Source organism: Virgibacillus carmonensis, assembly GCF_057836705.1.
In genome coordinates this window covers 34,641-47,338 of sequence record NZ_JBYQFJ010000015.1, presented here as the reverse complement: position 1 = coordinate 47,338, position 12,698 = coordinate 34,641, and the positions used below count along the sequence as shown (strand labels likewise).

Here is a 12,698-nt window from a genome sequence, read left to right as displayed (position 1 = left end):
TTTATATTATATAAATTCTTATTTCCATTAACTTTCTCACGAACATAAAATTTGTTTATCACATGACCAATTAAGAGGTATGTTCGTTTTTAAAATCATATTTTCCTGTTGTCTTTAGAAGATGTTGATCATCTTTTCAAGCACCTAATACAAATTCCCTTAATGCGTACGCCACCCCATCATCATTATGATGCTTTGTAATATATGTAGCTTGTTTTTTTACATCTTCCTCAGCATTTTCCATCGCAATGCACATCCCAGCAATTTCGAACATGGAAATATCATTTAAATTATCGCCAATTGCAACCGTATCTTCCACTGGTATTCCAAAATGATTTGCAAGGAATTCTAATGCATTACCTTTACTTGCTTGAGAGTGGCCAATTTCGAGCTTTTCGGTTCCAGATGAAGTAAGAGATACTTCTTTATGCGTTAGGTTCTCACGCAGCTTTTTTAGTTTTTCTTTATCAAAAGAGAGAACAAACAATTTGTAGACGCCTTTATCAGTAAAATCTATTCCTTGATAATCATCTACATCAATTAAACCGTTCTGTTCATATTGAATATCAATGACATGCTCTGCTTTTTTTAACTCTGAGCTGCTAGATCGATACTTTAAAGCATCAATTTCCTTATTTAAAAGATCTCTCCCGTCTTTTTTAATTAAAATGCCTTCATTGGTATAAATCTCATAATATAATCCACTTTTTTGTAACAAACTCATCATTTCTGATAGAACCTCTGCAGAAAGGGTATGGTGTTGAATAATCCCATCCGATTCGAATGAAAGTCCACCATTTCCCGTTATAATTGGACATTCTAAACCAGCATCATGCAGAATTTGTTTTACGTCATGCAAGGAACGCCCTGATGATATAGAAACAATATTTCCCTGACTTTGTGCATCAAGAATTGCATCTCTATTCCCCCCACTAATCGTACTATTTTCAGAAAGCAGGGTCCCATCCATATCAATAGCTATTAATTTCATTTAAAGAACCTCCCTCGTATTAAATTTATGCTAAGTACTTTATTTAACATTTAACCCACCACAACAAAATTTTACTTCATGTTATAGTTATACTTTTCCAATACCCAACGCGGGAGCTCCATTCGGGAAGTCATTAATGGATCAACAATTTGGCAAATCTTTAAATCTGCACCTACTGATAAAAACATTCCTGCTTCATTAACATCCATTTTTAACTGCTCAACTAAAAAGGTATGCATATTTTTTGTTGCTTTTTTGGCAGCTTCATCCAACGTCTCTGCCGATGCAATTGCCATCACATAATCGTTATCTACAAGAAATGGCAATGGATAGTCACGGCCTTTTAACACGGATACCTTAACAGTAACTTCTGCCGGTATTTCCAGACCACAAATTACTACCTCTCCGTCTCCCATAACAGCATGCACATCGCCCATAGCCAAAAGGGCCCCATCAACATTCACCGGCAAATAAAGAGTTGATCCCTTTGCAATTTTTTTACAGTCCATGTTTCCACCATGATCTTTAGGAGTACCTGTTGGAACATCTTCATCAAGTGGAGCAGTACCTATAACTCCAATCATTGGTTTTATAGGTAAATTCAACTGATCATTAAATTTTGCAACACCATTTTCAATCGGAATAATCTTTGTCTTTTCACCGGTAACTGTTCCCGCTAAGGCACCCATCTCAGGTGATATAGCCATAACGCCTTTATCTTCAATTTGAATATCAATTATCTCAACCTTTAGAGTGTCACCAATCTTTGAACCTTCAACAAACAAAGGACCTGTTGCTGGGTTTATTTTGTCCCAGCCAACTGAACTAAACGGATGTTCCTCACTAGTAATCTGATTACTGAAACAGTCATATGTTTCAAAGATAATTGTTTCGCCCGAGTCTACTCTTTCTACCTCTTCATTATTAGGTGACATTTTTAAAATACATTTTTCCTTTGAAATAGTTTTCATTATCATTACCTCCAACTGTTGATTTTCAGTTTAATCATAGAAGATGTCCAAACATTACTATCAAACTATATAAAGTAATACCCTTATTATAACTTTAGTTCAGTATTGATGAAAATGAAATGATAGAATTATTGCATTTTTGCGTATTGGCAATTTTATTCAAAAAAAAGCCCGATTATCCGGACTTAATTTAATGATTTTAATTCTATCTCACTTTCCTTTTATCCCTTTAACAATTTGAGCTCTTCTAATTCCTTTAACACAACCGAAATTAATGGATGAGTAGGATTCAGATCAGAAACGGACTGCAGTGTTTGTTTATAGCCATATTCCGTAATCATTTGTTGTAGTTTAACCGCTTCTTCATCTTGTTCGTTTTTGTATTCTAAAGCGGATGCTATTGTTTTACCGAGATAGAATGGCTGTTTTCCTGTCACGTCCATAAAAATGCTAGCTGGGCGAATCAAGCGGTCGTTTGGGCCAAGCTTCCTTATCGGGCCCCTTCCTACCCTGGTAACTTCATCAGAAATGTACGGGTTCATAAACCGCTGAATAATTTTATTTATATACGTTTGATGCTCTTCCCGATCAAATTGATAGGTTTGAATAAGTGCTTCCCCTGATTCCGTTAATGCGCCTTTAATAATTTCTTGAACATGTTGATCATTCATTGCTTCATTAATTGTTGTATACCCCATATAACGGCCAATATAAGCAGGTACAGCATGACCAGTGTTAACAGTAAATAATTTACGCTCAATATATGGTTTTAAATCACGTACATACGTCACCCCATCAATTGATGGTTTAGCACCCCTGATAGTTGTTTCTTCTACAATCCATTCATAATAAGGCTCAACAGAGACCTCTAAGGGATCATCATTAACTTGATTGGGAACAATTCTGTCAACAGCAGCGTTTGGGAAACCAAATACTGCATTAAAGGATGTTTGTTCCTCTTCGGTTAAATGTTCACCTATCTTTTTCTTTAATTGTGAGCTTCCGCCAATCATGTTTTCACAGGCAATAATATTAAGTGCTTGTTGGTTAGACTTCATTCTTGCTCGCAAACCTTTTGCAATTAATTCTGAAATTATCGCTAGAATATTAGGACCGACAGCGGTTGTGATAATATCAGCGTTGACAATAGCTTCAACAACTTTTTCTGGATCGCTTAGGCTGTTGATTCCTGAAACATTTTTTACTGTTAATGTTTCACTGTTTTCGGAGGCTAACACAACATTGTATTGCTGCTTTTCGTTTAGTTCCTGAACTACTGCTTCGTTTACATCAACAAATGTTGTATGATAATTTGCTTGATGTAAAAGGGATCCGATAAAACCCCTGCCTATATTTCCTGCGCCAAAATGTACAGCTAACATTTAGTTCACCTCATCGAATAGAGCTAGAATTTCTTCCTTTGATTGTGCGTCCACTATTTTTTTGATATTTTCTTCTTCTGAACATACAATAGCAATTTTCGATAGAACTTCTAAATGTTCATCCCCTTTTCCAGCGATCCCGATTAAAACCTTGGCAATGTTACCATTACCAAAATCAACACCATCAGGTGCAGTTACAACGGTAAGACCTGTTTCTAGAACAGCTCCCTTCGCGTCATCTGTTCCATGGGGAATTGCGACATTATTACCCATAAATGTAGAGGTTACTTCTTCTCTTTCCAGCATCTTACCAACATATGATTCTTCCACATATCCGTTTTCCACCAATATTCCGCCAGTATACCGAATTGCTTCCTCTTTATTATCTAACGTTACATGTAAATGAATCGTTTCTTTGCTTAATACTTCTTTTGGCATAATATAACACACTCCTATAAGAGATTTTTTTCATGTAAAAATTTATGAAATTGTTTTGACAGGAATTGTTTGACTTCAGCTTCATTACCTGATTCAAACAATTTAATACTTTCTTGTCCTTGTATAATTAAACTGCTTAGGTAACTGAGAACTTCTAACGCTTCTTGATGTATATCCTCAGGAGCAAGCATTAACAATACCGTATCCATTTCCATACTTTCGCCATCCATTCCTATAACAGATAGTGGATGATTTAACGGATGAATGGAAAAGCTTGGTCTAAATACATCATTTGACCGCGTATGAAAAAGTGCAAGGGAAGTATTAGGAATTCCTAGACCACTTATTTGCTGCCTTTTTAAGAGCATATTCCTAACATTTTCTTTATTTTGTATCAGCCGGTTTTCTTCTAATTCTGTACAAATCAAATGCAACATGGATTCCATTGAACCTTTTTCTGTAACTTGCCTGACATGGAACGAGGCTAACAGATCCAACATTGATTTTGTATAACTTTGCATGGCTTCAAGCCGCGGAATGAAATCTGTACCTAACTTGTCTTCACGTATAGAATCAGATCTCTTTTGACTCCCTCTTGTTTTGTAAGCAAGCTTTTTTTGTCTGATTATTTTTTTAATACGATGAACTTCCGATTGCGTCAAAATTGGCGAGGTGAGAATATAGTCACCAGCGAATTCTTTTAATGGGATAGTCGAAACAATGATGTCATATTGATTTGGTTTGAGATCCTCCAGATCAAACAGAGATTGATTTTTCACTTCCTTAATTTCTGGAATCCGTTGCACTAATTTCGTAGCAAGTATTTTCGAAGTTCCAATCCCACTCGAACAAATAACTAACGCTCTTACGTTATATGCTTCTTCACCATGTAATAAGGCAGCTGCAAAATGAAGTACGAGATAACCCGTTTCATCCTCTGGAAATACCATGTCTGGAAATATTTCATGAACACTTTCCTGGATTAACTGGAAAAGATCAGAGTAGTCTCTCGTAATGTCTTCTATTAGAGGATTCGTTATATTCATTCCCTGTTTAAGCCGATAGATTGTTGGCTTTAAATGTGCTACCAGATCATTCAACAAAGAGGTATTTTCAGATAAATCCACATCCATATGTGACCCTACATAATAAATCAATTCTTTTGTTTTATAAGCAATATCTAAACTAGAATCTTCTATTAAATAATTATGATCGATGCGCAGTTTTGCTCCCATTAAATGCATCGTGATATACCCGATTTCATCATCTGGAATATCCATGGAAAGAGACACTTCCAAATCTCGGATCATTTTCCTCGCAATTGCATACTCGTTAGTTCCTTCAATTTGTTTCATATATGCTTGATCAAATTTGATATGATCTCCCTTTTGCAGCCGTTCAATCGCTAATGCTAGATGAACAACTAAACCAATAAACGCACTATCAGCTAAATCGTGTGTTAATTCCCTTTTTGCTTGATTTACCCTTTTTTCAATTGTGCTTAACGTTTCTGGATTAACTAAACCTAATAACCGATTTGAAATCGTATTTAATGGTTGTTTCGATTTTTTCTCGATGTTTTCTTTTAAGAGGGATATGAATTCAAAAGGGTCCACATTCTTTGCAATTAAGTTACTTATTACTGCGCGTTTATTCGATTCATCCCCTTCAATCCTCACGCCATACCCTCTTTTTCTCAATAAAAGAAGGTGAAAAGTTGTTAATTCTTTCTCTAACTGATCCAGGTCATGACTTATCGTAGCAATCGTCACTTTCAACTCATGTGCAAGGGTGAACAGTTTTACCGGTTCCTTCGCCTCAAGAAGGGTTGATAAAATAATTGTCTGTCTTTCCTCAGAAGTATAATCAGAAGAAGATGCATTGGAAAGCGTGACTTCTAATCGTTGCTTATCATCCTTGCTTCCGATTACACGAAGTCCTTTCCCTGCCTTTTTCACTACCTCCAAATCATGACCTGAAACCACCTTTTCAACGCTATTCAGGTCACGGTGAATCGTTCGTTCACTTACTTCAAGAATAGTAGCAATTTCTTTTACTGTGACATCTTCTTGAGCATGTAATAAAAGCTTAAGCATTTTTCGTTCACGGCCAGATATATACAAAACTGTCACCACCTCACGCGGTTAATTCACTCCCTATTGTTTAAAACGTTCAACTAATTCATCATATCTAGGACTGTTCAAGAAATTTTCTACAGATATATGCTCAGCATCAGGGAGTTTCGCCTTCGCCCGATCGGTTAAATCCTTATGCGTAATGACAATATCTGCATCATCAGGCAATTGATTGATTGCTGAATTCGTAACGAAAATATCAATATCTGCCTTTTTAAACTTGTTTTTCAGCAACGATGAGCCCATTGCACTCGAACCCATTCCTGCATCACAGGCAAAAATAATCTTCTTAACATTTTCTATTTTTTCACTTCCGACTGGCACTTCCTCAGCATCTTGGTTCAAGGAATTTGTGACAGAGCTTTTCTTCCCTTTCATTTCTTCCATTTTACCAGTAGCTGCTGATAAATCTTCATCTTCGGCTTTACTTGCTTTCAAAATGATAGAGGCAATAGTAAAGGAAACAGCTGCTGCCACAATTACACTTGAAATTACACCGATATAACTACCTTGTGGTGTCAAGGCTAAAACAGCGAAAATACTTCCTGGTGATGCGGGAGCTACTAGTCCCGCGTTAAATATTGTGAGTGTGAATACGCCACTTATACCACCACCAATAGCTGCTAAAAGCAATGCAGGCTTCATTAAAACATAAGGGAAATAGATTTCATGTATACCTCCAACAAATTGAATAACCGCAGCTCCAGGTGCAGAGCTTTTCGAAAGTCCTTTTCCAAAAAAAGAGAATGCAAGCAGGATACCTAATCCCGGGCCAGGGTTTGCCTCCACTAGGAATAAAATGGATTTACCAACCTCTGTTGCTTGTTCAAGTCCAATAGGAGTTAATATCCCATGATTAATTGCATTATTTAAAAATAAAATCTTTGCTGGTTCGATAATAATGCTTGCAAGTGGTAGTAATCCAGCATTAATCGTTGCCTCTACACCAGCTGCTAATGCATTGTTTAACCCTTCTACTACAGGGCCAATAAGTTGTATTGCAATACTCGCCAAAATTGCTGCAAGTATACCTGCTGAAAAATTATTGTAGAGCATTTCAAATCCTGATCGAACTTTATCCTGAAATAATTCGTCGATTTTTTTCAAACAATATCCAGCTAACGGACCCATGATCATGGCGCCTAAGAACATCGGTATATCCGCTCCAACGATAACACCCATCGTAGCGGTCGCACCTACAACTCCGCCTCGTAACCCGTGAATCAACCGTCCACCAGTAAAACCAATTAACAGTGGCAATAAGTATTTGATCATTGGATCTACTAATGTTGCCAAATCTTCATTTGGCCACCAACCATCAGGAATAAATAAAGCTGTTATAATACCCCACGCGATAAATGCACTTATATTTGGCATAATCATTCCACTTAAAAAGCTACCAAAGCGCTGTACTTTAGCTCGAAATCCCTTTTTAGCCATATTAAAACACCCTCTCTAAAATAAGTAAATAAAAGTTCCATACCCTAATCGTACAGCGCTTTCACCACCATTATCAATTTATACTAAAGACCAATTTGGCAAAGATGATGTTGACATAATTTAATAGTGCATTTTTGGGAACTTTGCACAGACATTCTATCCAGAGTATTTCCCTTCAATTTACCTTTATGTATGAGTTTCCATCAAATAAAACCTGCACTACCCTTTTAAAGTTGCGTAGGTCTTCCCATCTCGAATATAAGAATCGTATTAAAAAACAGTGGTGAAAATTTTTTTATACAAAATACAAATCTACAACACCCATAGGCCTCTAATTTGTTGAAATGCACCAAAATGTTTGTTTTAATATACCATAGTATAATTTTTAAACTATCTTACTATTCAAGCAAGCATTTTAGCGAGGAGACTATATTAAACATGACTTGGTACTTAAGTTACATCGTTATTTATTTTATCTTAATGTTCGCGATGGGTTTCTACTATTTTTTCAAAATAAAAACCTATGATGAATATTTAATAGGAGGCTGGAATACTGGTTTCTGGCCAATAGTGGGTACAATCATCAGTACATGGTGTGGCGCCGCGGTCTTTATTGGCTGGGTCGGCATGGGTTTTACAGTAGGACTTTCAGGATTTTTCAAGTTTGCTCTTCCAGGCATTCTGTTTTGTCTTTTATTGATCGTTGCGTTTGCAGGACCACTTAGAAGGCAAAAGCTTTATACATTAGCTGATTTATTTGGTGAAAGATTTGGAGGCAAATCTGGAATTATTCCTTCTGTTCTGTCAGCATTTGTTTATTCTGTTCCGACACTTGCTTTACAAATGGTCGGTATGTCAACCATTTTTTCCATTACATTGGGGATTGAACTAAATTTGGGGATTGCCTTGTCTTTCGCTTTGATACTAGGTTTCACTGTTTTGGGTGGATTGCCGGCAACGATCATTACAGATGCACTTCAATCGATTATTGTAATTATCGGGATTATTGTCCTGTTTATAGCTAGCATCATTTATGCAGGTGGATTCAATGACATTATTGCGAATACACCAATCGAGTATATTAGCCCATTAGGCCCTGAAGGATTGGGTGAGGTATTGTTATATGCGTTATCTGTAGGTCCTTTCTATCTTGTTTGGCAATCAACATGGCAACGCATCTTTGCCTCAAAAAATGAACGGGTTGCGAAAAAAGCCGGTGTTACTGGGTTTGTCATTGCTGGTGCCATTTCTATCTTACCTTTTTCCATTGGTGTTATTGCCCGCCAGTATGTTCCATTAGATATGGATCCTGACTTGTTATTTTCCTATGTAACTGCAGAACTACTACCTCCAGCAATTGGAGGCATAGTTTTTATCGGTCTGCTCGCTGCATTAATGACTGGTGCTACCTCCTTCATTCTGCAAGGAAGTTCCAACTTAACGCGAGATTTATATCAACGGCTAATGAAACCGAATGCTGACAATAAACAACTCATGTTTACTTCACGCGTAACGGTTGTCATCATATCCGTATTGGGTCTAGTCGCCGCATACTTCATAACGGATATAGCAAGTGCCTATCAGTGGGCTCTACGCTTATCAGCAACAGTACTGGTATTTCCGTTTCTAGCCGTTATGTTTTGGGAGAAAGTCACGAAAGCTGGAATGCTTTGGAGCATGATTCTGGCTTTAATCGCAACACTCGGATGGCCTTATTTAGGAATTGAACTCAACCATACGATATTTGGTTTCTCCGTATCCATTATTAGTTTAGTTGCGGTTAGTCTGTTGACAAAACACGACAATTCGGAGCAAGTCAGAGCTGTTTATTGGAATGATTTAGATTCTGCAGATCCTTCCGAAAATGAATAACGATCATGATTTTAAAGGAGAACACGTAATGAAGCCGATTGATTTACTTATTAAAAACGCTGCTATTTTGACGATGGATGAAGAAAATACACGTGCAGGTTCTATAGCGGTATCAAAAGGACGTATTAGTACCATTTGGACTGATGCAGAGCCACCAGAAAATGAAATGATCATTACTCCAAATACAAAAGTAATTAATCTAAATGGTGCTACGCTAATCCCAGGTTTTATCGACACACATAATCATCTATTGATGTATTCACAATTTCGTACACAAGCAAATTGCAGTTCTCCTTTGAACCGGAATATTTCAGATATTCTAGAAAGAGTTAAAAAGCTAGTAGCAGAAACATCTGATGGAGAGTGGGTGATGGGATGGGGCTACGACAACACACTGTTAGAGGAAGAAAGACATCCGACTCGCGAAGAATTAGATACAGTGGCACCTAACAACCCGGTTTTACTCCGTCATATTTCCGTGCATTTTGGAGCGGCCAATACAAAAGCTCTTGAACTAGCCGGAATTGATGAAACTATCCAAGATCCACAAGGCGGACGCTTTGGGCGTGATGAAGCTGGGCGATTAGATGGTGTCTTGCATGAGCTACCAGCATTATCACCTGTTCATGCGGCTATTCCTACAGCATCTATCGAAGAAATGGCTTCATTAATAGGTGATGCATCCAAGGATTATCTAGCCCAAGGGATTACCACAAGTTCAGATGCAGGTGTTGGATTAGACCTTGGTATAGCTGAATTTGATGCACATCTAGAAGCAGTTAAAAAAGGAAATAACCCACTTCGTATGCGCTTGATGGTGCTTCATCATCTTTTGGGTGAAAACGGGCCGTTTAAAAACTATTCAGCTGAACAACTTGACGAAGAAGTTAAATCTCGATCAATTAATCGTGCTACTTTAGACAGCGCAAAGTTGTTTCAAGATGGTTCCATTCAGGGTATGACAGCAGCGCTTAGAGAAGCCTATTATTGCCATTCTGACTTTCATGGTGAGCTGTCACGACACCAAGAAGACTTTAATGCGGAAATACTGGATTTACACAAAAGAGGCTTTCGTATCGCGATACACGGCAACGGAGACCGGGCAATTGGCTCCATTTTAGATGGCTATGAAAATGCTTTAGCTACTGAACCACGTGTGGATCATCTTCACCGTATTGAACATATACAAACTGCTACTTCTAATGACCTAGATCGAATGCGTGAACTTGATGTTGTCGGTTCGTTTTTTATTAACCATGTTTATTATTGGGGCGACAGACATAAACATATTTTCTTGGGTCCGGATAGAGCTGAACGGATCAATCCATTAGCTGACGCTTCTAGGCGTGATATTCTATATACATTGCACTCAGATTGTCCAATTACACCAATATCCCCTTTGTTTTCCATTTGGGCAGCCGTGAATCGACAGACAATGGAAGGTGACGTGCTAGGAAAAGATCAATGTATCAGTGTGGAACAAGCATTTAAAACAATGACTATCGATGGAGCTAAGTTAAATGCTGACGAAGACCATTCTGGGAGTATTGAAGTTGGAAAGCTAGCTGACTTTGCTGTTCTCGACTCGGATCCAATGACTATTGATCCGAATGAGATTAAGGATATAGAGGTTTTAGCTACATTTATCGATGGTAAAATTGTTTTTGAACGTTAATGGTATTTATCACAGATAGATGTGACTTAGAACCTCAGGCGAGCTAGACAGATAAACGCCAAAATCTATACTTCCCATGCAAATACAAACAAGACCTACTCGCTTTTTTAAGTCTGAGTAGGTCTTGTTTGTATTGTATAATCGACTGCTGTAACGTCTTTTGAAAAAATCAATTTAGTAAAGAATGTCTAATTCTAAATCGACGTATGAGAGACTTACGAATTACCCTTCTCTCAAAGCACTCTTCAATCGAAAAGTTGGAATCAATTCTCCAATGATTTCATTTCTGGCATTATGTAATTTGGGACGGTGATAGTCTTGTAACTGTTCAATCTGATCTTCATTTAGTAACCCAAGTTGCACCAATACTTCCATTGCTGCAGGATGTGCTGCTCTATCATTACCATCTGCAACTTTTACTGCAATTCCAAGACCAGTTTCATTGTCTCCAATACAATAGACGCCTTCCGCACCAGCTTTCCCAAAAAACCTTCCCTTTCCAGCTACCATAAAGTCCGTACAAAAACGATTTGTCCCACCAACCATTTCAGGTGCTGTTGTCATTGCTTTTGTTATTCGTCGTGCCGTTCTCGCCCTTTCCTGACCAAGGGATTTAGGATTAGCCATTCTGGCAAAACCGAATGCAAATCTTTCTAGTGGCAAAGCATGCACAGGTACCCCACAACCATCGACTCCCATTTCGATAGCATCTTCTGGATAATCGCACACCTCAGATATAGCCTGCGTGATTCGTTGTTGAACAGGATGGTCTTCAGCATAGTAAGTTTCAGTTGGCTCACCCATAAATTTAGCGGTTGCTACCATCCCCATATGTTTACCAGAACAATTGTTATATACCGGAGTTACCTCTTTACCATTACGAATAACATTTTTGTAAGTTTCATTCGAAAATGGAGGATGGGTTCCACATTTTAAAGCCGATTCTTCAAGACCAACTCGCCTTAATATAGATGAAACCCTGTCGGTGTGCATGATCTCACCATTATGAGATCCAATACAAATTGCTAAATCTGCATCATTAAAGTCGTAGTAGTCTGCTGTTCCCGTCTCCACTATTGGTATTGCTTGAATTTGTTTTATCGAAGAACGAGCAAAAACTTTTATGTTAGGATTTCCTACATGATGTAGTACATCACCATTAGAATCGACAACAGCTATATGTACTTGGTGACAGCTTTCTATATGGTTACCTCTTTGAACCTTTACTAGATTGCTAGCTTCCACTCTTTCATTCCTCCCAACGTTTGATAATCTCCATCACCCATTTACACCTGGTGTAATTTGACAAAAATCGGGTGGTGACAGGCACCTTCTATCCAAAACAAAATCCAACTGATTAACCAACCAGTTGGATTTTCCCAATAAGAATTATATCTTTACACCTTCTGGCAAGTGTAAGTCATGTTCTTCTACACTAGTAATATCGTTGTTTTCATCTACAAATACCACTCGAGGTTTCAGATCTTTTATTTCCTCGTCGGTCATGAGCCCTTGGCTTAATATAATTACAATATCACCTGGGGAAAATAGGTGTGCAGGTGGGCCATTTAAGCAAATTCGATTTGAACCTTCTGGAGCAGGGATTGCGTACGTCTTCCATCTAGCTGCATTTTTTAAACTCGTAATTTGTACCATTTCATATGGTAGAATATTCGACTCTTTCATTAAATTATAATCAATCGTTATACTGCCAACATAGTCAAGTTCAGCTTCAGTAACTGTGGCTCTATGTATCTTTCCTTTACACATTAAGCGTTGCATGTAAAATGCCTC

The 12,698-nt window shown here is 37.8% G+C and carries 10 protein-coding genes; 2 read left to right on the top strand and 8 right to left on the bottom strand.

All coding sequences use genetic code 11. The features are described 5' to 3' along the window. Nucleotides 1-136: 136 nt before the first annotated feature. From AC3G7N_RS12815 to AC3G7N_RS12790, 6 genes are all read right to left on the bottom strand, one after another. Nucleotides 137-991 (bottom strand): Cof-type HAD-IIB family hydrolase, encoded by an 855-nt coding sequence (locus AC3G7N_RS12815; protein WP_489422554.1) that lies wholly within the window; start codon nucleotides 989-991, stop codon nucleotides 137-139. A 71-nt stretch (nucleotides 992-1,062) separates the two neighbouring features. Then, nucleotides 1,063-1,962 carry an acetamidase/formamidase family protein gene (locus AC3G7N_RS12810; RefSeq protein WP_489422553.1) on the bottom strand — a complete coding sequence of 300 codons (900 nt, stop codon included), beginning with the start codon at nucleotides 1,960-1,962 and terminating at the stop codon, nucleotides 1,063-1,065. Nucleotides 1,963-2,183: 221 nt separating this feature from the next. Then, the gene (locus tag AC3G7N_RS12805) at nucleotides 2,184-3,344 is read right to left on the bottom strand and encodes a mannitol-1-phosphate 5-dehydrogenase (RefSeq protein WP_489422552.1); all 1,161 of its coding nucleotides are present in this window, start codon (nucleotides 3,342-3,344) and stop codon (nucleotides 2,184-2,186) included. Then, nucleotides 3,345-3,782 carry a PTS mannitol transporter subunit IIA gene (locus AC3G7N_RS12800; RefSeq protein ID WP_489422551.1) on the bottom strand — a complete coding sequence of 146 codons (438 nt, stop codon included), beginning with the start codon at nucleotides 3,780-3,782 and terminating at the stop codon, nucleotides 3,345-3,347. It abuts the gene before it with no gap. Nucleotides 3,783-3,796: 14 nt separating this feature from the next. Further along, a complete protein-coding gene (locus AC3G7N_RS12795; protein ID WP_489422550.1) occupies nucleotides 3,797-5,914 on the bottom strand; it encodes a BglG family transcription antiterminator in 2,118 nt (705 codons plus the stop codon). A 24-nt stretch (nucleotides 5,915-5,938) separates the two neighbouring features. Beyond that, nucleotides 5,939-7,357, bottom strand: coding sequence for a PTS mannitol transporter subunit IIBC (locus AC3G7N_RS12790; RefSeq protein WP_489422549.1), 1,419 nt, complete (start codon nucleotides 7,355-7,357; stop codon nucleotides 5,939-5,941). A gap of 438 nt (nucleotides 7,358-7,795) precedes the next feature. Here AC3G7N_RS12790 and AC3G7N_RS12785 point away from each other — a divergent pair, with 438 nt between their 5' ends. Together AC3G7N_RS12785 and AC3G7N_RS12780 are read left to right on the top strand one after the other, a co-directional pair. Further along, nucleotides 7,796-9,229, top strand: a complete 1,434-nt coding sequence (locus tag AC3G7N_RS12785; RefSeq protein ID WP_489422548.1) for a sodium:solute symporter family protein — start codon at nucleotides 7,796-7,798, stop codon at nucleotides 9,227-9,229. Nucleotides 9,230-9,257: 28 nt separating this feature from the next. Beyond that, on the top strand, nucleotides 9,258-10,904 hold the full coding sequence (locus AC3G7N_RS12780; protein ID WP_489422547.1) for an amidohydrolase: 1,647 nt from the start codon (nucleotides 9,258-9,260) through the stop codon (nucleotides 10,902-10,904). Between the two features lie 222 nt (nucleotides 10,905-11,126). Here the strand turns inward: AC3G7N_RS12780 and AC3G7N_RS12775 are convergent, their stop codons facing one another. Together AC3G7N_RS12775 and panD are read right to left on the bottom strand one after the other, a co-directional pair. Next, complete coding sequence (locus AC3G7N_RS12775) at nucleotides 11,127-12,149, bottom strand: asparaginase (protein ID WP_489422546.1); 1,023 nt, start codon at nucleotides 12,147-12,149, stop codon at nucleotides 11,127-11,129. 144 nt (nucleotides 12,150-12,293) lie between these two features. After that, the gene (panD, locus tag AC3G7N_RS12770) at nucleotides 12,294-12,686 is read right to left on the bottom strand and encodes an aspartate 1-decarboxylase (RefSeq protein ID WP_489422545.1); all 393 of its coding nucleotides are present in this window, start codon (nucleotides 12,684-12,686) and stop codon (nucleotides 12,294-12,296) included. Nucleotides 12,687-12,698 lie beyond the last annotated feature (12 nt).

Excerpts from the sequence above, each read along its gene's own strand:
- AC3G7N_RS12810 (WP_489422553.1), bottom strand. The coding sequence starts at position 1,962 with ATGAAAACTATTTCAAAGGAAAAATGTATTTTAAAAATGTCACCTAAT.
- AC3G7N_RS12805 (WP_489422552.1), bottom strand. The coding sequence starts at position 3,344 with ATGTTAGCTGTACATTTTGGCGCAGGAAATATAGGCAGGGGTTTTATC.
- AC3G7N_RS12785 (WP_489422548.1), top strand. The coding sequence starts at position 7,796 with ATGACTTGGTACTTAAGTTACATCGTTATTTATTTTATCTTAATGTTC.
- AC3G7N_RS12800 (WP_489422551.1), bottom strand. The coding sequence starts at position 3,782 with ATGCCAAAAGAAGTATTAAGCAAAGAAACGATTCATTTACATGTAACG.
- panD (WP_489422545.1), bottom strand. The coding sequence starts at position 12,686 with ATGCAACGCTTAATGTGTAAAGGAAAGATACATAGAGCCACAGTTACT.
- AC3G7N_RS12815 (WP_489422554.1), bottom strand. The coding sequence starts at position 991 with ATGAAATTAATAGCTATTGATATGGATGGGACCCTGCTTTCTGAAAAT.
- AC3G7N_RS12790 (WP_489422549.1), bottom strand. The coding sequence starts at position 7,357 with ATGGCTAAAAAGGGATTTCGAGCTAAAGTACAGCGCTTTGGTAGCTTT.
- AC3G7N_RS12780 (WP_489422547.1), top strand. The coding sequence starts at position 9,258 with ATGAAGCCGATTGATTTACTTATTAAAAACGCTGCTATTTTGACGATG.